This window comes from Xanthomonas sp. NCPPB 2933 (assembly GCF_056725225.1).
Genome location: NZ_CM161518.1, coordinates 2,928,228 through 2,950,119 on the forward strand (window position 1 = coordinate 2,928,228; position 21,892 = coordinate 2,950,119).

Below are 21,892 nucleotides of genomic sequence, written 5' to 3' on the forward strand. Positions count from 1 at the left end.
ATGATGCAGTCCAAACGGATCGACCCCCTGCTGCGCCGCGCCCAGGAACAGGAAGACCAGGTCGCGCGCGATCTGGCCGAGCGTCAGCGCGCGCTGGACACGCACCAGTCGCGTCTGGAAGAACTGCGCCGCTACGCCGAGGAATACGCCAACAGCCATATGGCCGGCACCAGCGCCGCGGCGTTGACCAACCGCCGCGCCTTTCTGGACCGGCTGGACAGCGCCGTGCTGCAGCAGGCGCAGACCGTGGAAAGCAACCGCAACAAGGTGGAGGCAGAACGCACCCGCCTGCTGCTTGCCAGCCGCGAAAAACAGGTGCTGGAGCAACTGGCGGCCAGCTACCGCGCACAGGAGAACAAGGTGATCGAACGCCGCGACCAGCGTGAGATGGACGACCTCGGCGCGCGCCGCTCGCGCCTGGCCCGCAGCGAAGATACCCACGGAGAATCCGCATGAATCCCCTGTCCGCTTTTGCCGCCGGCCTTGGCGCGCTTGCCGGCACCGGCAAGAAGTCCAGCTATAGCGACCCGTCGTCCGAGCCGGACGCCGGCCAGGACCAGTTCGCGCGCATGCTCAATCCGGCCAACACGCCCAACCAGGCCCCGCCGCAGGCGCCCGAGCGCGTGCCGGCCAAGCAGGCCGCGCCCAAGCCCAGCCAGTCCGACAAGCAGCGCGACGACAACGATAACGGCGACGATGCAGCCGGCGATGCCACTGCACGGCCGCGTGCGCAGGAGGGCGACAGCAAGGCTGCAAAGCCCGCCAAGTCCGGCTCCACCAAAGAATCAACTACAGCCGAGAGCAGCTCTGCCGCAGGCACCGCCAAGACCGGCAAGAACGCAAAACCCGCGACCGCCAGCGAAGACGCACCTGCCGAGGCAGCCACCGCGACCGATTCCACCTGGCCGCCGCCAGGTCTGGGCGGCTTCGGCATGGGCCTGCTGGCGCAAGCCCTGCCCGGTGGCGAGGTGCTGGCTGCCGCGGCAGCGGCCCTGACCGCCAGCATGGCCGGGGCAGCGGGCGGCACGGCGAGTGCAACCGCCCTGCCCACCGACGCTGCTGCACCTACCGCCACGGCAACCGCCGGCACCGCCCTGCCCTCGTTGGGCGCACTGGCACCGGCCGCCGCCGCGGGCGCCAAGCCCACTTCCGTCACCGCCTTGAGCGGCGACGCCCAGACCGCCGCGCTGATGAGCATGGCCACCAAGGCACTGGACCCAAGCGCCGACGACTCCGCTGCCCCCGCAGCGCCGGACGCCCCGGCGTTCGTATTGCCGACTACCACGGCCGCCACGCTCGGTCGCCTGCAGGATCCGGCGCCGGTGTTCAGCGCCTCGCCCACCCCGACCCCGGAAATGGGCAGCGACAACTTCGACGATGCCATCGGCGCGCGTATGAGCTGGCTGGCCGACCAGAAGATCGGCCATGCGCATATCAAGGTGACCCCGAACGAGATGGGCCCGGTCGAAGTGCGTCTGCATCTGGATGGCGACAAGGTCAGCGCCAGCTTCACCTCGGCCAACGCCGAGGTGCGCCAGGCGCTGGAACAAAGCCTGCCGCGGCTGCGCGAAATGCTCGGCCAGAACGGCTTCCAGCTGGGCCAGGCCGATGTGGGCCAGCAACAGCAGGGCCAGGCCAGCAACCGCAACGGCAGTGGGCGCGATGGCAACGGCCTCACCCTGGACGACAGCCCGCCCGTCGGAATTCCGTCGGTGGTGTTACGCCAGCGTGGATTGCTGGACGCCTACGCCTGACGTTCTGCGCCGGGCTGGCCCCGGCGACGCTGAAAAACGCGCATCGGCGCCATGTCGACGCGCCTCATATTCCTCGCAGCGCAAGGCCTGCGGGGGTGTTCGTATTAGCGCGCAGGCCGCGCCAGGAAACCGTCACGGTTTTGGCATGCCAATTGCATCCACAGGGTGAGCATTCCCCTGGAGCAGACTGTGGCAGCCGCCGAAAAACCCAAGAAGACCGAAGACAAAGACGAGAAAGGCGAAAAGAAGAAGGGTGGCAAGAAGTCCATCCTGCTGATCGCCATCGGTGTGGTGGTACTTGCGGCCGCTGGCGGCGGCGCCTGGTTCTTCTTCGGCCACAAGGGCGATGAGAAAGGCGGCAAGCACGCCGCACCCAAGGTCGCCGAAGTGCCCAAGCCGGCCCAGTACTTCCCGATGGACCCGGCGATCGTGGTCAACCTGGCCGACCCTGGCGATGGCCCGCAGTACCTGCAGGTCGAAGTGCAGCTGGTCACCCGCGACCCGGAAGAACTCAAGCTCATCACTGAGAACGCCCCGGCCATCCGCGCGCATCTGCTGATGCTGCTGTCGCAGACCAAGGCCACCGACGTGGCCGACCTTGTCGGCAAGCAGAAGCTGCAGAAAGCCGCCCTGGTCGAAGCGCAGAAGGTCATGACCAGCGAGACCGGCAAGAAGTGCGTCGAAGAACTGCTGTTCACCAGTTTCGTTACCCAGTAAGGCCTGCCCATGAGCGTCAGCGATCTGCTTTCCCAGGACGAAATCGATGCCCTGCTGCACGGCGTGGATTCGGGCGTGGTCAACACCGAGCCGGAGCCGTTGCCCGGCGAGGCACGCCAATACGATCTGTCCAGCCAGGACCGCATCATCCGTGGGCGCATGCCGACCCTGGAAATGGTCAACGAGCGCTTCGCGCGGCTGTGGCGCATCGGCCTGTTCAACCTGATCCGGCGCTCGGCCGACCTGTCGGTGCGCGGCATCGACCTGGTCAAGTTCAACGAGTACATGCACTCGCTGTACGTGCCGACCAACCTCAACCTGATCCGCTTCAAACCGCTGCGCGGCACCGGCCTGATCGTGTTCGAACCTACTCTGGTGTTCACCGTGGTGGACAACTTCTTCGGTGGCGACGGCCGTTACCACACCCGTATCGAAGGTCGCGAATTCACCGCCACCGAGATGCGCGTGGTGCAGCTGATGCTCAAGCAGACCTTCGCCGATCTGAAGGAAGCCTGGGCGCCGGTGATGGAAGTGGACTTCGAGTACATCAACTCGGAGATCAACCCGCACTTCGCCAATATCGTCACCCCGCGTGAGTACGTGGTGGTGTGCCGCTTCCATGTGGAGCTGGAAGGCGGCGGCGGCGAGATCCACATCACCCTGCCGTATTCGATGCTGGAGCCGATCCGTGAATTGCTCGATGCCGGCATCCAGAGCGACCGCAACGACCGCGACGACTCCTGGAACGTGATGCTGCGCGAGCAGTTGGACACTGCCGAGGTCACCCTGTCCAGCGTGCTGGCCAGCAAGCGCATGAGTCTGCGCCAGCTCACCGGTTTGAAAATCGGCGACATCCTGCCGATCGACCTGCCCGCACAGGTGCCGCTGTGCGTGGAAGAAATCCCGTTGTTCACCGGCGAATTCGGCGTTTCCAATGGCAACAACGCCGTCAAGATCACCGCCGTACGCCCGCCCGGCGTGCAAGCCCCGCGTGCCGTTCCATCCCAGGACCCCAGCAAATGATCAACTCCGACATCCTCGACGCCGCGCCCGCCACCTTCGACAGCCTGCAGCCCGAGCGCGACCTCAATGCCACCGACCTCAACCTGGACGTCATCCTGGACGTGCCGGTGACCCTGTCGCTGGAAGTGGGCCGCGCGCGCATCCCGATCCGCAACCTGCTGCAGCTCAACCAGGGCTCGGTGGTGGAACTGGAACGCGGCGCCGGCGAGCCGCTGGACGTATACGTCAACGGCACCTTGATCGCGCATGGCGAAGTGGTGGTCATCAACGACCGCTTCGGTATCCGCCTCACCGACGTGGTCAGTCCCAGCGAACGGATCCGGAGGCTGCGGTGATCGGCTTGCTGGCCACTGCCGCGCCGGTCGCGGCCAAGGCCAGCCAGGTCGGCGCGCAGGCGCCGTCCTCGCCCAGCCTGTTTGGCGCGGTCTTTGCATTGCTGCTGGTGCTCGCGCTGATCGTCGGCCTGGGCTGGTTGCTCAAGCGCCTGCCCGGCAGCGGTTTCCGCAATACCGAGGGCCTGCGCGTGGTGACCAGCCTGGCAGTCGGTGCCAAGGAACGCGTGGTGGTGGTGGAGGTGAACGGCCAGCAGTTGTTGCTCGGCGTCACCGCAGGCGGCATCAACACCCTGCACACCTTGTCCGAGCCGCTGCCGACCGCGCCTGCCCCCACCCTGCCCAACTTCAAGCAACTTCCCAATTTCGCCCAGCTGCTGGCACAGAAGCTGCGCAAGGACCCGTGACATGTTCAGTCGTTGGAATCGCTGGGGGCGCAGCCTGCGCCTGATCCTGATCCTGCTGGTGATGAGCTGCCCGCTGCTGGCCGCCGCCGCACCTGCCGCCTTGCCTGCGATGGCCCAGGCCGCCGCTCCCGCTGCGGCGCCCGCTCCGGCCGGCGCCAATCAGTTGCCTTCGTTGCCGAACGTGAGCGTTGGCCGCATCGGCGACCAACCGGTGAGCCTGCCGCTGCAGACCTTGCTGCTGATGACGGCGATCACCCTGCTGCCGTCGATGCTGCTGGTGCTGACCGCCTTCACCCGCATCACCATCGTGCTGGGCCTGCTGCGCCAGGCGCTGGGTACCGGCCAGACCCCGTCCAATCAGGTGCTGCTGGGCCTGTCGATGTTCCTCACCGCGCTAGTGATGATGCCGGTGTGGCAGAAGATGTGGGGCGCCGGCCTGTCGCCGTACCTCAACAGCCAGATCGATTTCTCCACCGCCTGGACGCTCACCACCCAGCCGCTACGCGCTTTCATGCTGGCGCAGATTCGCGAGACCGATCTGATGACCTTTGCCGGCATGGCCGGCGACGGCAAGTACGCCGGCCCGGACGCAGTGCCGTTCCCGGTGCTGGTGGCCTCGTTCGTGACCAGCGAGTTGAAGACCGCCTTCGAGATCGGCTTTTTGATCTTCATTCCGTTCGTGATCATCGATCTGGTGGTCGCCAGCGTGCTGATGTCGATGGGCATGATGATGCTGTCGCCGATGTTGATCTCGGCACCGTTCAAGATTCTGCTCTTCATTTTGGTGGATGGGTGGGTGCTGGTGGTGGGCACGCTGGCAGCGAGCTTCAATGCGTCGTAGCCACGAGGCTTGCATGCGCGCCGCTCTGCCGGGATGTCTACCCGGCTTGCCGATTCGGCATGGGGTCTCGAGGCCGAGCAGCCAATAGAGGCCGAAGCCCACTACTGAGCAATGAGTGAGCTGGCGGAGCCAGACACCACGCGTGGCTTCGCCTCGTACCCTCACCCCAACCCCTCTCCCGCTGGAGAGGGGCTAGTTTCTGCAGACCTCACGTTCTTCAGCTCATATCTTCAGCTCATACACCGTTGCACCAGCTCAGAGCTCATTTCTCTAATTCGCAATCTCGATTTTCGACTCCCCACTCCCGTCCTTTGGCACCCCACTTGCATCAGACCACTCCATGAGCCCTGAAATCGCCCTGACTGAATTGCGTGGTGGCCTGGTCACCGTCCTGTGGATTGCCGGGCCGATGTTGCTGGCGGTGCTGGTGGTCGGCGTGGTGATTGGTGTGGTGCAGGCTGCCACCCAGTTGAACGAACCGACCATCGCCTTCGTCGCCAAAGCCGTGGCGCTGACGGCCACCTTGTTTGCCACCGGCAGCATGCTGCTGGGGCATCTGGTGGAGTTCACCATTGCGCTGTTCCAGCGCATTCCGCATCTGATCGGTTAGCGGGTCAGACCGGATGGATGCTGCCACCCAGATGGTGATCGATGGCCAGCGCGCGTTCGCGATGGTCGGGGCGATCATGTGGACGATGCTGCGCACCGGCGCGTTGCTGACCGCGATGCCGTTGATCGGCACGCGTGCGGTGCCCGGGCGGGTGCGGGTGATGCTGGCCGGCACCTTGTCGATGGTGCTGGCGCCGCTGCTGCCGCCGGTACCGGAGTGGGACGGCTTTACCGCGCAGGCGGTGCTCAGCGTGGCACGCGAGCTGGCGGTGGGCGCCAGCATGGGCTTCATGCTCAAACTGATCTTCGAAGCCGGCGCGTTGGCCGGCGAGCTGGTGTCGCAATCCACCGGTCTGTCGTTTGCACAGATGTCCGACCCGCTGCGCGGGGTGACGTCCGGCGTGATCGCACAGTGGTTCTACATCGGGTTCGGGCTGCTGTTCTTCGCGGCCAACGGGCACCTGGCGGTGATCTCGCTGTTGGTGGACAGCTACAAGGCCTTGCCGATCGGCACCGCAGTGCCGGATGCGGCCGCCTTTGCAGAAGTGGCGCCGACGCTGTTCCTGCAGATCCTGCGCGGCGGGCTCACCTTGGCGTTGCCGATGATGGTGGCGATGCTGGCGGTCAACCTGGCCTTCGGCGCATTGGCCAAGGCGGCGCCGGCGTTGAATCCGGTGCAGTTGGGCTTGCCGCTGACGGTATTGCTGGGCCTGTTTCTGCTTTCCAGTTTCGCCAGCGAATTCGCACCGCCCGTGCAGCGCATGTTCGACACTGCGTTCGACGCCGCCAGAGCATTGACGACGTAAGTGTGAACTGCCTCAAGTTTTTGGCCGGCAAGCCGTCAACGCCACAGGATCACTGACGACGCCAATCGCCAGTCATCACATCCTCACTGCCACGCCTGCGGGAACCGATGCCCAACGTGTCTGCGCTGTTCGCCCGTTCTGCCGTGCGCAGCATTGCGCCATGGGCATGGCTCTGCCTGCTTGTGACCGGCCTGACCAGTATCGCGAGCGTGCAGGCGCAGAGTTACAGCTTCCGCGATTACGCCCAGGCCGATGGCCTGCAAGGCATGACCATCACCGGTCTGGTCGAGGATCGCCGTGGTGTGGTGTGGGTGGCCACCGAACTGGCGTTGCACCGGTTCGAGCGTGAGCGCTTCATTGCCGTCGGCCAGGATCAGGGCCTGGACGCGCGCTTCACCCGCGGCCTGACGCTGGATAGCGCCGGGCGCTTGTGGGTGGCCACCGCCAATGGCGTGTTCGTGCGCGACGGCGAGCAGTTCGTCCAGGTGCTGCGCGAGGGCAAGCGCATTCGCGCCGATGCCGGCAATGTGATCGCCGCCTACCGCGATGGGGTCGCGGTGATCAGCGCAGGGGCGCTGCTGGCGGTGACGCCGGGCGCGGGCAAGCAATGGCAGGTGCAACCGCTGCCGCTGCGAACGCCCGATGGAATCCTGCAGCCATCGGGCAGCACCCTGCTGGCCGATGGGCAGTTTCTGTGGGCGTCGTGCGGCGCTGGCGTCTGCCGGTTAGATGCAGCCGGCAAGGTGGTCGAATCCCTCTCCGAAGCCGATGGCGTGCCAGCGCGCCGCTGGCGGGTGATCTTTCGCGAACGTGGCGGTCGGCTGTGGCTGCGTGGCGGCGGCGCCATCGTGTCGCGCGAGCCGGGCGCGCGCCGCTTCCAAACCCATCCGGCCAGCGCGCACAGCAGCTTCAGCACCATGTCCGGCGCCACCACCATGGTGGAAGATGCGCGCGGACGCATGCTGACCCGCTCCGATCATGGCCTGGTGCGCTGGGACGGCACCCATTGGCACGACATCGGCCCCGACCAGGGCCTGCAGCTGGATGCCATGGTCGGCCCACTGCTGTTGCAGAGCAACGGCACCTTGTGGATCGGCACCCGTGGGCTTGGGGTGCAACGCCTGCTCGGCTACGGCAGCATCGAGCATCTGACCGAGCCGCAAGGCATGCCATCGGCGCCGACCTGGGCGATGCAGCGCCTGCCCAACGGCATGCTGGCGGTTGGTGCCGATGGCGGCGCCGCCCTGCTGCCCCGGCATGCCCAGCGTGCCCAGCCGTGGCTGCTGGAAAACGGCAAGCCGTTGTCGCAAACGCTCAGCCTTGCGGTAGCACCGGATGGCGCGGCCTGGGTGTCGTACTTTTCCGGCGCCATTGCCCGGCGCGATCCGCACACCGGGCTGACCCGCGTGGTGATGGACATGCCCAGGCCTGGCTACAAGTTGTTGTTCGACAACGCCGGTTCGGTCTGGATCTCGACCCCGCGCGGGCTGGCACGCGGTCAGACCACCCCGCCCTATGCGCTGAACTTCGAGCCTGCGCTGCAAGGCAAGTTTGTCGGCGACATCGATGTCGACCGCCAGGGGCGGCTGTGGGCGGCGACCGGCGACGGGCTGTATCGCCGCGAGGGCGCGCAATGGGTGCGCGTGCCGGTGCGCGGCTCGCTGCCCAGCCAGGACATGTTTCAGATCGACTTCGCACCGGACGGCGAAATCTGGCTGTCGCTGCGCGAAGCCGGGCTGTGGCACGGTCGCCTGCAAGCCGACGGCGGTGTGTCGGTGCAGACGGTCGACGACCCGCTGATCTCCAAGGTGATGCCCTTCATCCTGCGCCACGACCGCAAGGGCCGGCTGTGGGTCGGCAGCAGCCAGGGGCTGGATCTGTATCAGCAAGGCCGTTGGTCGCGTATCACGCGCAGCGAGGGTCTGCTGTGGGACGACCTGTCGTCCAACGCGTTTCTGGAAGACGACGACGGCAGCCTGTGGATCGGCAGCAGCCGCGGGCTGAGCCACTTGCTCGACCCGCAGCGGTTGTTCGCCGCACAACCGCTGCAGGTGGAGATCGCGCACGTGCGGCGCGGCACCGAGACGGTACGCGCCGGGGCGGCGCTGGAGTGGTCGGACATTCCGCTGGATATCGACCTGGCCACGCCCGGCGTGGAAGGCGGCGCCGACCGGATCAGCTTCCGCTACCGGGTGGAAGGCCATCAGGCGCGCTGGACCACCACCTCGCTCAGCCACCTGACCTATCCGCTGCTGCCGCCCGGCACCTACACGCTGGAAGTGCAGGTGCTGGATGCCTATCAACGCAGTAGCAGCCCGATCACGCGCTTTCGTTTTGTGCTGCATCCGCCGTGGTGGCGTGGCATTCCCGCGTTGATCGGCTACGTGCTGCTGGGCATCGCAGCCGTGATCGTGCTGCTGCGCTGGCGCACGCGCAAACTGCTGCGGCGCAAACGCGAGCTGGAGCAACTGGTGGCCGAACGCACCGCCGAGCTGGAGCAGGACAAGCGCGAGCTGGAAGCCGCGCGCGCCGAACTGGCGCTCAAGGCCACCCACGACGAGCTGACCGGCCTGCTCAATCGCGCCGGCATCTTGCACGCGCTGCGCGGCATGCTGGCGCGTGCCAAGGTCCAGGCGCAGCCGTTGGCGGTGGTGCTGATCGACCTGGATCACTTCAAGCTGGTCAACGACCAACACGGCCATCTGGCCGGCGATGCGGTGCTGGCCGAGGTCGGCCGGCGCCTGGATACGTTGGTGCGCGGCGACGACCGCATCGGCCGCTACGGTGGCGAGGAATTGCTGGCGCTGCTGCCCGGTCTGAATGCCGACTCCACGCATCGCTTGCAGGCCTTGCATCGCGGCATCTGCGGCGATTACCCGATCGACGGCAGCGTGCTGGCGGTGACCTGCTCGGTCGGCGTGGCCTGGTTTCAGCCGGGCGAAACCCTGGAACAGTTGCTGGCGCGCGCCGACGCGGCGCTATATCGCGCCAAACGCAGTGGACGCAATCGCATCGACTACGACCACACCGCGTCTGAGCACGCCGCTAAGAGTTGAGCGTTAGCGTCGAAGCGCCTTGAAATACATCGAAAGCGGGGTTGCAGTGAACGCACAACTCGATTCGACTGCGCTGCCGGCAAACCGATGCCAGCGCCTGTCGAGCTCGCATGCAATCGACTGCCGGGCGGCAATCACGCCATCGTGTTGCTGCGCGCATTAAAGAAACACGCGTGAACAGCCGTTAGTCGGTTTACTGCGGCCTACTATGGGGGCCGCCCATGGCAAGCGTGAGACACCCGCGCAAAGCGCGGACCACACCTGCCGACGCGTGGGAGAGTGCAACGCTCGTGGGGTGTGAGTACCGCCAGTGGAGGTCGTCGAGCCGGCGCGCGCCGTTTGCCGCGGTGCTGCTGTTGGCGTTGCTGTCGTTGGCCGATCTGGCCGGCGCGCAGACCGCAAGCATTCGCCGCTACGCCCATGACCAGGGCCTGCTCGGGCTGGCCGGCACCTGCCTGCTGCAGACCCGCGCCACGTTGCTGTGGGTGTGCACCGAAAGCGGCCTGTATCGCTTCAATGGGCGCAGCTTTCAGCAGGTGGTGCTGGATGGCCTGCGCAACGAATCGATCAGCTCGATGACCGAAACCGCCGACGGTACGTTGTGGGTGGCCGGCTTCCAGACGCTGTTCGTCGGCAACGAACACGGCTTCCGAAGACTGGCACCGTACGAGGCCGAGCATCTGCAGGAAGGCATGCTGCTGGCCAGCCCGCCGTGGGGTACGGTGCTGGCCAACGGCGGCACGCTGGAGCGGCTGAGTGCACGCGGCAACGGCCGCTGGCATAGCGAGCCGCTACTGGATACCGCCACCCGCGTGCGCGTGCCCGAGTTGTCCAAGGTGTTGAGCCTGTCGGTGGACGGCGACACCTTGTGGGCCGGCTGTGCCAAGCGGCTATGCGCCATCGATGCGCAGCGCAAGGTGCAGGTGTACGGGCCCGAACAAGGCGTGCCGGAAGATCGCTGGTACAGCGTGCTGCGCGACCACGACGGCGCATTGTGGGTACGTGGCACCGGCACCCTGCTCTACCGAGCACCGGGCGCGGCCACCTTCAGCGTGCGGCCGCTGCCGTTGCTGGATGGCAGCACCGTCGGGCAGCAGGCGCCGCTGGTACTCGACCGCGAGGGACGGGTGCTGGTGCGCCGCAACGACGGACTGGTGCGCTGGGAAAACGGCCAGTGGCGCAGTTTCGGCACCGAGAACGGGCTTCCGCCGGGCAGCAGCGATGCCATCGTGGTGGACCGCGACGGCGACATCTGGATGACCGTGGACGGCGAAGGCCTGGTGCGCTGGGCCGGCTACGAGTGGATCGAGAACTGGGACGCCTCGCAAGGCATGCCGGTTGCGCCGACCTGGTCGATCGCCCGCGATGCGCAGGGCGCGCTGCTGGTCGGCAACGAACATGGCGTAGGTCGCCAGGCCGACCCGAAGGGGCGCTTCGTTCCTGCATTACCCAACTCCGGGATCCAGATCGTGGGCATGGCGCGCAGTGCCGACGGCAGCCTGTGGACGCTGAACTCGGCGGGCTTCGTGCGCCGCAACTGGCCGAATGGCCGTAGCGCCGAGATCGCCAAACTTCCGCGTACCGGGCGGCGTCTGATCATCGACCGCCAGGGCCGGCTGTGGGTGCTCACTGCCGGTGGCCTGTTTGCACTCGAACGGCCGCTGGACGGCGGCACGCTGCACATGGTCAGCCAGATGCCGGCCATCGCCTATACCGATATCCAGCAGACTGCCGACGGCACGTTGTGGGTGTCCAGCGCCAATGGCCTGTTTCGGCTGCAGGGCGCGCACTGGTCGAAGGTGAAGGTCAAGGTCAATGGCGGCGCCTCCGACCCGTGGATCAGCAAATTCCATATCAGCGACAGCGGCGAAGTGTGGCTGGCGTTCTATCGCGCCGGGCTATGGCACGGCCTGTTGCTGGACGAAGAAGTGGATCTGCAGGCGGTCAGCGATGAAGCGCTCGCCGACGTCAGCGTGTACCAGTTGCGCGGCGACAGCGTCGGCCGGGTCTGGGTGGGTCACGCACGCGGCGTGGAGGTCTACGACGGCGAGCATTGGGCGCATCTGTCGCAGTCGCAGGGGCTGTTGTGGGACGACGTGTCCGAAGCGGCGTTTGCCGAAGATCCCGATGGCTCGGTGTGGATCGGCACCGCGCGCGGGGTGAGCCATCTGCGCGACCCGGCGCGCTTGTTCGATCAGCGCCAGCCCAGCGTGCGTATCGACAGCGTCAGCCGCGGTGGCGTGCCGGTGCAGCGCGGCCAGTTGCTCGCCTGGAGCGACAGGCCGTTGCATATCGAGCTGTCCAGCATGGAGGTCTACGACGACCCCAGCCGGCTCACGGTGCGCTATCGCCTGCTCGGTCTGCACAACGAATGGATCCAGAGCGACACCCTGTCGATCGACCAACCGCCGCTGCCGTCCGGGCATTTCCGCCTGCAGGTGCAGCTGCTGGACCGCTACCGACGCACCACCTCGCCGATCGCCGATCTGCCGTTCGCGGTAGCGCCGCTGTGGTGGCGCAGCCCACCGGCAATCGCGCTGTATCTGCTGATCGGCAGCGCCCTGCTGGCCGGTTTGTGGCGCTGGCGGCACCGCCATCTGGTGGCGCGCGAACGCATGCTCGCCGAGCTGGTCGCCGAGCGCACCTATCAGCTGGAGCGCGAAAAACGCGAGCTGGAAAGCGCCCGCGCGGCGTTGGCACTGAAGGCCAGCCACGACGCGCTGACCGGCCTGCTCAATCGCTCCGGCGTGCTCGAGGCGATGGCCGAAGAACTGCAGGCCTGCGCCCACGGTGCGCATCCGTTGGCGGTGGTGCTGATCGACCTGGACCACTTCAAGCTGGTCAACGACGAACATGGGCATCTGGTCGGCGATGCGGTGCTGGCCAAGGTCGGCGCGCGGCTGACCGCCTGCCTGCGCGATTCGGACCGCGTGGGCCGTTACGGCGGCGAAGAATTGCTGCTGTTGCTGCCGGGCATGTCGCAACACAGCCAGCACCGGCTGCGCGCCATCCACGAAAAGCTCAGCGTGGCCCCGTACGAAGTGGGCGCCGCCCGCCCATTGCCGGTGACCTGCTCGGTCGGTGTGGCCTGGTTCCGGATCGGCGACACGGCGGCCACGCTGCTGGCGCGCGCCGACGAGGCGCTGTACCGGGCCAAGCGGTACGGACGCAATCGCATCGAACCGGAGGAGCCTGAGTCGTCGGTGGCATGAGCAGTCACTCCCATCACCCCAGTGCCGCGAACGGCTGCCGGGCCGATGTGCGCGATATGCCGCAACCGCCGTGCATGCGTGCGCACTGCATCCGGGCCGAGGGCACGGCTGCCGCGCATCTCGCGCCAGCGAGTCTCTGTGTCGCCACAACCGGCGCGCAGTTGCCATTGTCATGGCTGACCGCAGTAGTGGTGGTGGTGACGCTGGCCTTGCTGGTGTTGGCGCTGGTGATCTCGGTGCTGTCGCGGCGCTTCCAGCAGCGCACCGATGTGCTGGCGCAATCGCTGGCGCAGGCCAATGCCGAGCTGGTGCTGGCCGCGCTGCATGACCCGCTCACTCGCCTGCCCAACCGCGTGCTGCTGCACGAACACGTGCTGCAGAGCATCGACCGCGCCCAGCGCGACGGGCAGCGCTTTGCGGTGATGCTGATCAATCTGGATGGCTTCAAGGCGGTCAACGACGGCTACGGGCATCAGTTCGGCGACCAGCTGCTGGTGGCGGTGGCCGGGCGTATGAGCGCGCACCGCCGCGCCAACGGCAGCCTGGCGCGGCTGGGCGCCGACGAGTTCGCGCTGGTGTCCGACATCGCCGACCCCGAGGACGCCGCCGCGATCGCCGCGCATCTGCTGCAGGCGCTGGCGGTGCCGTTCCTGGTCGGCGACCAGGAGCTGCGCCTGAGCAGCAGCGTCGGCATTGCGCTATATCCCGAAGACGCCGGACCGGAAGACGCCGGCAGCGAGCATCAACTGATGACGCATGCCGATGCGGCGATGCGCCACGCCAAACAGGCCGGGCGCAACCGCTACAGCTTCTTCGAGCGTTCGATGACCGGCACCACCCGCGAGCGCCTGCAGCTGCTGCAGGACCTGCCGCGCGCGCTGGAGCTGGGTCAGTTCGTGCTGCATTACCAACCCAAATACTGCGCCGAGGATGGCCGCCCGATCGGCGCCGAGGCGCTGATCCGCTGGCAACATCCCGAACGCGGCCTGGTGCCACCGGACAGCTTCATCCCGCTGGCCGAACGCAGCGGCATGATCGGCCCGCTCGGCAGTTGGGTGCTGCAGCAGGCCTGCCGGCAGATGCGCGCCTGGCGCGAGGCCGGGCATGGCGACTGGCGGGTGGCGGTGAACCTCTCGGCCACCCAGTTGGCCTCGCCCAGCCTGCTGGACGAAGTAGCCACCACCCTGGCCGAGCATCTGATTCCGCCCGGCCAGCTCACCCTGGAAATCACCGAAACCATGGCCATGCGCGATGCCGATGCCTGCCTGCGCACGCTCGGCCAGCTCAACGCGCTGGGCGTGCGCATCGCCATCGACGATTTCGGCACCGGCTATTCCAACCTGCTCTACCTGCGCAAGCTGCCCGCGCACGAACTCAAGATCGACCGCAGCTTCGTGCAGGCGATGGACACCTGCCCCGAAGACATCGCCATCGTCGCGGCCGTCGTGGCGCTGGCCCACACCATGCGCCTGCAGGTAGTGGCCGAGGGCGTGGAGACCACCGCCCAGCGCAACACCCTGGAACGGCTGGGCTGCGACCAGCTGCAGGGCTATCTGCTGGGCCGGCCAATGGACGCAGAGCGTTTTATCGCCACGGTGGTCGCCCAGCGTGATGGCGTGCGCCGCCAGGCCAGCTGAGCAAAAAGCATCAAAAAAACGACCGTAGACCTGCATCCACGCTCGACGACCCGCCAACCGAGCCGAGCACCAGCCTGCAGTTGGTCAGCCCTCGCGCCCGATTCCCGACCTGCGGCCCTCCCGCTAACCACCCAACTACAACACCCCGCCAGCGGCTCCACGCGCGGCCCCTGCGTCCCGATTCCCCAATCCGAATCCCCAATCCCCCAATCCCCGCCCCATCAACTGGAACGCCGCTTGCATGAGGCAGGGCTGACAAGTCACCGGCACCTCCATGTCCGAGTCCGAAGACGGCGGCGAACGTACAGAGCTTCCCACCGAAAAACGCCTGCGCGAAGCCCGCGAGCAGGGCAACATCCCGCAGTCGCGCGAGTTGTCCACCGCTGCGGTGTTCGGCGCCGGCGTGTTCGCGCTGATGGCCCTGGCCCGCGGCATCGGCGATGGCGCCAGCGTCTGGATGAAGACCGCGCTCAGCCCGGACCCCAAAATGCGTGAAAACCCGATGGCGCTGTTCGGCCACTTCGGCGACCTGCTCCTGCAACTGCTGTGGGTGATGGTGCCGCTGATCGGCATCTGCCTGGCTGCCGGCCTGGCCGGCCCGCTGCTGATGAGCGGCCTGCATTTTTCCGGCAAGGCGATCATGCCCGACCTCAACAAGCTCAACCCGGCCAACGGGATCAAGCGCATGTGGGGCAGCAATAGCCTGGCCGAGCTGGTCAAGTCGGTGCTGCGGCTGCTGTTCGTCGGGCTGGCCGCCAGCCTGTGCATCTCCAAGGGCCTGCACGGCCTGCGCTCGCTGGTGAACCAGCCGCTGGAACAGGCCGTGGGCAACGGGTTGGACTTCACCAAGAGCCTGCTGTTCTACACCGCCGGGGCCTTGGTGCTGCTGGCTGCCATCGACGCGCCGTACCAGAAGTGGAACTGGATGCGGAAGCTCAAGATGACCCGCGAAGAGATCAAGCGCGAGATGAAGGAGAGCGAGGGCAGCCCGGAGGTCAAGGGGCGCATCCGCCAGATGCAGATGCAGATGTCGCAGCGCCAGATGATGGAAGCGGTACCCAAGGCCGACGTGGTGCTGATGAACCCGACCCACTACGCGGTGGCGCTCAAGTACGAGGGCGGCAAGATGCGCGCCCCGATCGTGGTGGCCAAGGGCGTGGACGAAATGGCCTTCCGCATCCGCGAAGTCTGCGAACAGCACCGGGTGTCGATCGTCACCGCCCCGCCTTTGGCACGCGCCTTGTATAGGGAAGCTCAAATTGGCAAGGAAATTCCCGTGAGACTCTATTCGGTCGTGGCCCAGGTGCTGTCCTACGTCTACCAGTTGCGTGGCTGGAACGGCGGCCCGATGCCGGAATTGCCTTCCCTCGAAGTGGATGAGTTCGGCAAGGGAGCCAGCGCATGAGCGCCCAACCCGCACCGCTGAATGCCCGACGCATCATGGAGTTGCTGCGCAACGGCCTGGGCGCCCCGCTGGCGCTGATGGCCATGCTGGCCATGCTGATGGTGCCGCTGGCCGCACCGGTGCTGGATGCCTTGTTCACCTTCAACATCGCCATCTCGCTAATGGTGCTGCTGGCGGTGATCTACGTGCAGCGCCCGCTGGAATTCACCATTTTCCCGATCGTGCTGTTGATGACCACGATGCTGCGCCTGGCGCTGAACGTCGCCTCCAGCCGCGTGATCCTGATCAACGGCCAGGACGGCCATGCCGCAGCCGGCAAGGTCATCGAGGCGTTCGGCCAGTTCGTCATCGGCGGCAACTACGCGGTGGGCATCGTGGTGTTCGCGATCCTGACCATCATCAACTTCGTCGTCATCACCAAGGGTGCCGGGCGCGTGTCGGAAGTGACCGCGCGCTTCATCCTGGACGCCATGCCCGGCAAGCAGATGGCCATCGACGCCGACCTCAACGCCGGTTTGCTGACGCGTGAGGAAGCCAAGGCCCGCCGCGAAGAGGTGCGCGAGGAAGCCGACTTCTACGGCGCGATGGACGGCGCCAACAAGTTCATCCGCGGCGATGCCATCGCCGCCATCATGATCCTGTTCATCAACCTCATCGGCGGCATGGCGGTGGGCATGTTCCAGCACGGCATGAGCTTTGTGGATGCGGCCTCCACCTACACCCTGCTGTCGATCGGTGACGGTTTGGTGGCGCAGCTGCCGGCCTTGCTGGTGTCGTCCTCGGTGGCCTTGCTGGTCACCCGCGCCTCGCGGGCGCAGGACATGCGCGGCGCCATGATCAGCCAGGTGTTCGGCCAGCACCGCGCGTTGGCGGTGGCTGCGGCCATCCTGGGCCTGGTCGGCCTGGTGCCGGGCATGCCGAACGTCGCGTTTTTGACGCTCGGCCTGATCCTGGGCGTGATCGCCTGGAAAATGTACAAGCGCAGCCTGGTCATCCCGCCGACCGGCGACCCCGCCACCGACCCCAAGGCCGCAGCGGCGGCCACCGCCGCCCAGGCCAGCTCGGAACTGAGCTGGGACGAGCTGCGCCCGATCGACCCGCTGGGCCTGGAAGTGGGCTACCGGCTGATCCCGCTGGTGGACAAGAACCAGGGCGGCGAGTTGATGGCGCGCATCAAGGGCGTACGCCGCAAGCTCACCCAGGACATCGGCTTTCTGGTGCCGCCGGTGCATATCCGCGACAACCTGGAACTGTCGGCCAACGCCTACCGCCTGCTGGTGCACGGCGTGCCGGTGGCCACTGCGGAAATCTATCCCGATCGCGAACTGGCGCTGGACCCGGGCGGCGCACTCGGCCAGCTCGACGGCATTCCCGGCAAGGACCCGGCATTCGGCCTGGACGCCACCTGGATCCAGCCGCATCAGCGCGCCTATGCCGAATCGATGGGCTACACCGTGGTCGACCCGGCCACCGTCATCGCCACCCATCTGTCGCACCTGATCCGCGAACACGCCCCGGAACTGCTCGGCCACGAGGAAGTGCAGCAACTGCTGGCGACCCTGGCCAAGACCGCGCCGAAGATGGTCGAAGACCTCACCCCCAAGGCGTTGCCGCTGTCGGTGGTGGTGCGGGTGCTGCAGAACCTGCTGATCGAGCGCATCCCGGTGCGCCAGCTGCGCAAGATCGTCGAAGCGCTGGTCGAGCACGCCCCGCACAGCCAGGACCCCACCACCCTCACCGCCGCGGTGCGCACCTCGCTGGGTCGCTTCATCGTGCAGGAAATCGCCGGCATGTCGGCCGAGCTGCCGGTCTACACGCTGGCCCCGCAGCTGGAGCGCGTGCTGCAGGAATCCACCCACGGCAATGGCGTGGCACTGGAACCCGGCCTGGCCGAGCGCCTGCACCAGAGCCTGGCCGATTGCGTCGGCAAGCAGGAAGCCCGCAACGAACCGGCGGTGGTGCTGGTACCTGGCCAGGTCCGCGCAGCGCTGGCCCGCCTGGTCCGCCATAGCGTGCCGACCCTGTCGGTACTGGCGTACAGCGAAGTGCCGGAAGACAAGCGCCTGAAGCTGGTCGGCACGATCAGCTGAGCCTGACGCACCTCGTAGGAGCGCACCTGGGCGCGACGGGCTCTACCGGGACAGCCCGTCGCGCCCAAGGGCGCTCCTACGACACGCGACGTGCTGCGGACCAGAAAAGCTTGCTGACATCACTGTAGGAGCGACCTTGGTCGCGAGGGCGTTACCGGGAGGGCCCATCGCGCCCGGGTGCGCTCCTACGAACCCACCCGCGCCCGGCCCTCTCGCTGCAGACAGGCGACCGACCACCGCACCCAGCGTCGGAAAGCCGCCACTCGTTCAAACCTCCAATCGATTGCACGACGCTGGCCGTTTCGAGACCTTGCGGGCGCTCCACGCTCGACCTCCCACCCGCCAGCGCATCCACCCACACAGTGGATGCCAACGCATCGCGGTCCCAGAAAAAAGTAAATAAAACCAGTGACTTGAAATCTTGCAGCCGGGCCGATCGCACAGCTCCAGCCTGTCCCAACACTCCAGATCCCCGCGCCGGAACCCCGGCACCGCGTTTTGGCACGCCGCGTGCATTAGCTCTGGCGAGACCGCAGTCAGCTTGATCGCTGCGGGGCGAGCAGCAGCACTTGGAACAACCGAACGGGACAGGCAACTCATGACGCTGGCAACACACCCACATTCATCGCGCACCCGTCCGGCGTCCGGCGGGTCCCGTTCCTGGAGGCACTTCGCATGAAAATCAAACGCTTCGTTGCCCCGGACATGCGCACCGCATTCCGCATGGTGCGTGAAGAACACGGCCCGGACGCAGTGATCCTGTCCAACCGCCGTACCGCCGAAGGCATCGAGATCGTCGCTGCCAGCAACTACGACGAAGAACTCGTGCAGCGCGCTCTGGAAACCGCGCGCTCCGAGACTCCGGCAGCTGCGGCGGCACAGATCGAACAAGCGCCGGTCCAGCAGGCGCCGGCCAGGCCGGCCGCGCCGTTCCACGCCCCGCTGAAGCCGGCCAGTGACACCGGCAGCAGCCAGCGTCAGCGTGTTGCCAGCGCCGCAGACGACATGATCGCCGCGATGGCGCTGCGCCAGCCGGTCAACGTGCCGCGCTCGGCGCCGGTCGCCGCACCGGTGCGGACTGCCGCCGCCCCGTCTGCCGCCGCTCAAGCATTGGCCCACGCCGTTGCAGTTGCCGCCGCACCGCGCCAGGAACATGCGCTGTCGGCAGTGCCGGAACAGCTGTTCGCCGACTTCCTGACCACCGCACCGGTGCAGGCTCCGGTGCACGCTGCCCCGGTGCAGGCACGCACGCCGATCATGGCCGCCGCGCTCGCCACCCACGCCTCTTACGGGCAGGACGACGACGAGCAGGACGACGACGGCTTCGACATGGACGACGCGCTGCCGCAGATCCTGCCGCCGGCCGCATTGCCGCCGCTGGTGGCCGCCCCGGTCGCCCTGGCCGCCGTGCCGGTTGCCGCCGCCCCGGTGCCGCAGAACGACGAAGAACTCAAGCAGCTGCGCGGTGAGCTGGCGCTGATGCGTCAGATGATCGAGCGCGAAATGAACCGCCTCACCGACGAGCGCCTGCGTGGCTCCCCGGTGCGTGCGCAGGCCCTGGAGCTGATGGACGACTACGGCTTCGACGCCGGTCTGATCCGCGATGTGGCCCTGCAGATTCCCGCCGATACCGAATTGCACCGCGGCCGCGGGCTGATGCTGGGCCTGCTGTCCAAGCGTCTGCCGGTGGCCCCGGTCGACCCGCTGGAACGCGGCGGCGTGATCGCCCTGGTCGGCCCGACCGGTGCCGGCAAGACCACCACCATCGCCAAGCTCGCCCAGCGCTTCGCCGCCCAGCACGCCCCGCGCGACGTGGCCCTGGTCACCACCGACACCCAGCGCGTCGGCGGCCGCGAGCAGCTGCACAGCTACGGCCGTCAGCTCGGCATCGCGGTGCACGAGGCCGACAGCGCCGAGAGCCTGCTGGAACTGCTCGAGCGCCTGCGCGACTACAAGCTGGTGTTGATCGACACCGCCGGCATGGGCCAGCGCGACCGCGCCCTGGCCGCGCAGCTGAACTGGCTGCGCGCCGCGCACCAGGTCACCTCGCTGCTGGTACTGCCGGCCAACGCCCATTTTTCCGACCTCGACGAGGTCGTACGCCGCTTCGCCCACGCCAAGCCCCAAGGCGTGGTGCTGACCAAACTCGACGAGACCGGCCGCTTCGGCAGTGCCTTGTCGGTGGTGGTCGACCACCAAATGCCCATCACCTGGGTGACTGACGGACAGCGGGTCCCCGACGACCTGCACCGCGCCAATGCCGCCAGTCTCGTTCTTCGCCTTGAAGATTTGCGGCGCGCTGCCGATAAGCCCTGTACTCCGGAGCACAACCATGCAGTCGCGTGAATACGCCAAGCTGACCAACGCCTTCCCCCTGACGGCGACCCGTCCCGAGCCCTTGGGCCCGGTGCGCACCATTGCCGTGACCGGTGGCAAGGGCGGCGTGGGGAAAACCAACATTTCCGCCAACCTGGCCGTGGCCCTCGCCGAGATGGGCAAGCGCACCCTGCTGCTCGACGCCGATCTTGGCCTGGCCAACCTGGACGTGGTCTTGGGCCTGTCGCCCAAGTACACCCTGGCCGACCTGATCGCTGGCCGCTGCACGCTGGACGAAGTGATCATCGAAGGCCCGGGCGGCGTGCTGGTGGTTCCGGCCGCCTCCGGTCGCCGCCACATGGCCGAACTGGCCCCGGCCCAGCACATCGGCCTGGTCAATGTGTTCTCCGAACTGGAACGCGACCTAGACGTGATGGTCATCGACACCGCCGCCGGCATCACCGACAGCGTGCTGACCTTCTGCCAGGCCGCCCAGGACACCGTGGTGGTGGTCTGCGACGAACCGGCCTCGATCACCGACGCCTACGCGCTGATCAAGGTGCTCTCGCGCGAACGCGGCGTGGACCGTCTGCAGATCATCGCCAACATGGTGCGCGACCCCAACGAAGGCCGCTTGCTGTACGACAAGCTGTCGCGGGTCTGCGAAAAATTCCTCGGCGACGTGTCGCTGAACTACCTCGGCCACGTGCCGCAGGACGACTGGTTGCGTTTGTCGGTACAGCGCCAGCAACCGGTCATCAAGGCCTACCCCGCCAGCCCCTCGGCGCTGGCCATCGCAGAAATCGCGCGGCGTACCTCGCGCTGGCAGGCCCCCACCGTGCCACGCGGCAACGTCGAGTTCTTTGTCGAACGCATCATCCAACGGGGGGTCGCCGCATGAGCACCGCTACCGCAACCGCAACGACGGCCACCGCGCAGTACCGTGCAGTGCAACGCAACAACGCCAACGACATCGTCACCCAGCACGCAGACCTGGTGCGCCGCATCGCCCACCATCTGGCCGCGCGCCTGCCGGCGAGCGTGGAAGTGGACGACCTGATCCAGGCCGGCATGATCGGCCTGATCGAAGCCTCGCGCAGTTATGACTCCGAGCAGGGCGCCTCGTTCGAAACCTATGCCTCGATCCGTATCCGCGGCTCGATGATCGACGAGATCCGGCGTGGCGACTGGGTGCCGCGTTCGGTACACCGCCGTGCCCGCGACGCTGCTGCTGCAGTACGCAAGATCGAACAGAACACCGGCCGCGCCGCCGCCGCCACCGAAGTGGCCGCCGCGATGGAAATGCCGTTGCCCGATTACCTGCGTCTGATGGAAGACGCCGCGCGCGGCCAGGTGCTGAGCCTGGAATCGCGCATCGAAGATCACGGCGAGCTGGACACCACCGCCAAGGGTGGCCCCAACCCGCAGCAGATGATGGAGCGTGGCGAGTTCGGCCGCGAGCTGGGCAAGGCCATCGGCCAGTTGCCCGAGCGCGAGCAGCTGGTGCTGTCGCTGTACTACGAACAGGAATTGAACCTGAAGGAAATCGGCGCCGTGCTCGGTGTCAGCGAATCGCGCGTCTGCCAGATCCACGGCCAGGCCGTGGTGCGTCTGCGCGGCCGCCTCAAGGTCTTCGAACTGGCCGATGCCGGTGTCGAAATTGACGAATGATTTTTTCGCGTATTTT

Annotated in this window: 16 protein-coding genes and 1 pseudogene; all 17 read left to right on the forward strand. The window is 67.0% G+C overall.

The window, feature by feature from the left end; translation table 11 throughout:
* The 17 genes and pseudogenes from fliJ (at position 1) to AC1PLU_RS12025 (ending at position 21,876) form a co-directional block, all read left to right on the forward strand.
* Entirely contained in the window at positions 1-456 is a 456-nt protein-coding gene (gene fliJ / locus AC1PLU_RS11945) for a flagellar export protein FliJ (RefSeq protein ID WP_006449781.1), read from the forward strand.
* Positions 453-1,754, forward strand: a complete 1,302-nt coding sequence (locus AC1PLU_RS11950; protein ID WP_481106330.1) for a flagellar hook-length control protein FliK — start codon at positions 453-455, stop codon at positions 1,752-1,754. The genes fliJ and AC1PLU_RS11950 overlap by 4 nt, the downstream gene beginning before the upstream one ends.
* A 165-nt stretch (positions 1,755-1,919) precedes the next feature.
* Entirely contained in the window at positions 1,920-2,471 is a 552-nt protein-coding gene (locus AC1PLU_RS11955; protein WP_006449779.1) for a flagellar basal body-associated FliL family protein, read from the forward strand.
* 9 nt (positions 2,472-2,480) lie between these two features.
* Positions 2,481-3,494, forward strand: a complete 1,014-nt coding sequence (gene fliM / locus AC1PLU_RS11960) for a flagellar motor switch protein FliM (protein ID WP_023903929.1) — start codon at positions 2,481-2,483, stop codon at positions 3,492-3,494.
* A complete protein-coding gene (gene fliN, locus AC1PLU_RS11965; protein ID WP_006449777.1) occupies positions 3,491-3,829 on the forward strand; it encodes a flagellar motor switch protein FliN in 339 nt (112 codons plus the stop codon). Before fliM ends, fliN begins: the two co-directional genes overlap by 4 nt.
* A complete protein-coding gene (gene fliO, locus AC1PLU_RS11970) occupies positions 3,826-4,233 on the forward strand; it encodes a flagellar biosynthetic protein FliO (protein WP_481106331.1) in 408 nt (135 codons plus the stop codon). The genes fliN and fliO overlap by 4 nt, the downstream gene beginning before the upstream one ends.
* A gap of 1 nt (position 4,234) precedes the next feature.
* Positions 4,235-5,074 (forward strand): flagellar type III secretion system pore protein FliP, encoded by an 840-nt coding sequence (gene fliP, locus AC1PLU_RS11975; protein ID WP_481093163.1) that lies wholly within the window; start codon positions 4,235-4,237, stop codon positions 5,072-5,074.
* A 340-nt stretch (positions 5,075-5,414) separates the two neighbouring features.
* Positions 5,415-5,684 carry a flagellar biosynthetic protein FliQ gene (locus AC1PLU_RS11980; protein WP_005917968.1) on the forward strand — a complete coding sequence of 90 codons (270 nt, stop codon included), beginning with the start codon at positions 5,415-5,417 and terminating at the stop codon, positions 5,682-5,684.
* A gap of 13 nt (positions 5,685-5,697) precedes the next feature.
* On the forward strand, positions 5,698-6,489 hold the full coding sequence (gene fliR / locus AC1PLU_RS11985; protein ID WP_006449774.1) for a flagellar biosynthetic protein FliR: 792 nt from the start codon (positions 5,698-5,700) through the stop codon (positions 6,487-6,489).
* Between the two features lie 107 nt (positions 6,490-6,596).
* A complete protein-coding gene (locus AC1PLU_RS11990; protein WP_481106332.1) occupies positions 6,597-9,545 on the forward strand; it encodes a ligand-binding sensor domain-containing diguanylate cyclase in 2,949 nt (982 codons plus the stop codon).
* A gap of 290 nt (positions 9,546-9,835) precedes the next feature.
* Positions 9,836-12,757, forward strand: a complete 2,922-nt coding sequence (locus AC1PLU_RS11995; RefSeq protein WP_481106333.1) for a ligand-binding sensor domain-containing diguanylate cyclase — start codon at positions 9,836-9,838, stop codon at positions 12,755-12,757.
* 101 nt (positions 12,758-12,858) lie between these two features.
* Positions 12,859-14,394 (forward strand): annotated as a pseudogene (locus AC1PLU_RS12000) (putative bifunctional diguanylate cyclase/phosphodiesterase); the annotation flags it as partial.
* Between the two features lie 274 nt (positions 14,395-14,668).
* Positions 14,669-15,799, forward strand: coding sequence for a flagellar biosynthesis protein FlhB (flhB, locus tag AC1PLU_RS12005; RefSeq protein WP_115038909.1), 1,131 nt, complete (start codon positions 14,669-14,671; stop codon positions 15,797-15,799).
* Positions 15,796-17,889 (forward strand): flagellar biosynthesis protein FlhA, encoded by a 2,094-nt coding sequence (flhA, locus tag AC1PLU_RS12010; RefSeq protein WP_023903920.1) that lies wholly within the window; start codon positions 15,796-15,798, stop codon positions 17,887-17,889. Before flhB ends, flhA begins: the two co-directional genes overlap by 4 nt.
* Before the next feature lie 675 nt (positions 17,890-18,564).
* Positions 18,565-20,235 carry a flagellar biosynthesis GTPase FlhF gene (gene flhF / locus AC1PLU_RS12015; protein ID WP_481106334.1) on the forward strand — a complete coding sequence of 557 codons (1,671 nt, stop codon included), beginning with the start codon at positions 18,565-18,567 and terminating at the stop codon, positions 20,233-20,235.
* Positions 20,222-21,106: a MinD/ParA family protein gene (locus tag AC1PLU_RS12020; protein WP_006451802.1), complete on the forward strand. Its 885-nt coding sequence runs from the start codon at positions 20,222-20,224 to the stop codon at positions 21,104-21,106. Before flhF ends, AC1PLU_RS12020 begins: the two co-directional genes overlap by 14 nt.
* Positions 21,103-21,876, forward strand: coding sequence for an RNA polymerase sigma factor FliA (locus AC1PLU_RS12025; protein ID WP_023903918.1), 774 nt, complete (start codon positions 21,103-21,105; stop codon positions 21,874-21,876). Before AC1PLU_RS12020 ends, AC1PLU_RS12025 begins: the two co-directional genes overlap by 4 nt.
* The last annotated feature ends 16 nt before the right edge of the window (positions 21,877-21,892 follow it).

Bases quoted from the DNA above. Each gene is read 5' to 3' on its own strand.
- fliR (WP_006449774.1), top strand. From the start codon at position 5,698: ATGGATGCTGCCACCCAGATGGTGATCGATGGCCAGCGCGCGTTCGCG.
- fliP (WP_481093163.1), top strand. From the start codon at position 4,235: ATGTTCAGTCGTTGGAATCGCTGGGGGCGCAGCCTGCGCCTGATCCTG.
- AC1PLU_RS11980 (WP_005917968.1), top strand. From the start codon at position 5,415: ATGAGCCCTGAAATCGCCCTGACTGAATTGCGTGGTGGCCTGGTCACC.
- AC1PLU_RS12025 (WP_023903918.1), top strand. From the start codon at position 21,103: ATGAGCACCGCTACCGCAACCGCAACGACGGCCACCGCGCAGTACCGT.
- fliM (WP_023903929.1), top strand. From the start codon at position 2,481: ATGAGCGTCAGCGATCTGCTTTCCCAGGACGAAATCGATGCCCTGCTG.
- fliN (WP_006449777.1), top strand. From the start codon at position 3,491: ATGATCAACTCCGACATCCTCGACGCCGCGCCCGCCACCTTCGACAGC.
- AC1PLU_RS11950 (WP_481106330.1), top strand. From the start codon at position 453: ATGAATCCCCTGTCCGCTTTTGCCGCCGGCCTTGGCGCGCTTGCCGGC.
- flhF (WP_481106334.1), top strand. From the start codon at position 18,565: ATGAAAATCAAACGCTTCGTTGCCCCGGACATGCGCACCGCATTCCGC.
- AC1PLU_RS12020 (WP_006451802.1), top strand. From the start codon at position 20,222: ATGCAGTCGCGTGAATACGCCAAGCTGACCAACGCCTTCCCCCTGACG.
- flhB (WP_115038909.1), top strand. From the start codon at position 14,669: ATGTCCGAGTCCGAAGACGGCGGCGAACGTACAGAGCTTCCCACCGAA.
- fliJ (WP_006449781.1), top strand. From the start codon at position 1: ATGATGCAGTCCAAACGGATCGACCCCCTGCTGCGCCGCGCCCAGGAA.
- AC1PLU_RS11990 (WP_481106332.1), top strand. From the start codon at position 6,597: ATGCCCAACGTGTCTGCGCTGTTCGCCCGTTCTGCCGTGCGCAGCATT.
- flhA (WP_023903920.1), top strand. From the start codon at position 15,796: ATGAGCGCCCAACCCGCACCGCTGAATGCCCGACGCATCATGGAGTTG.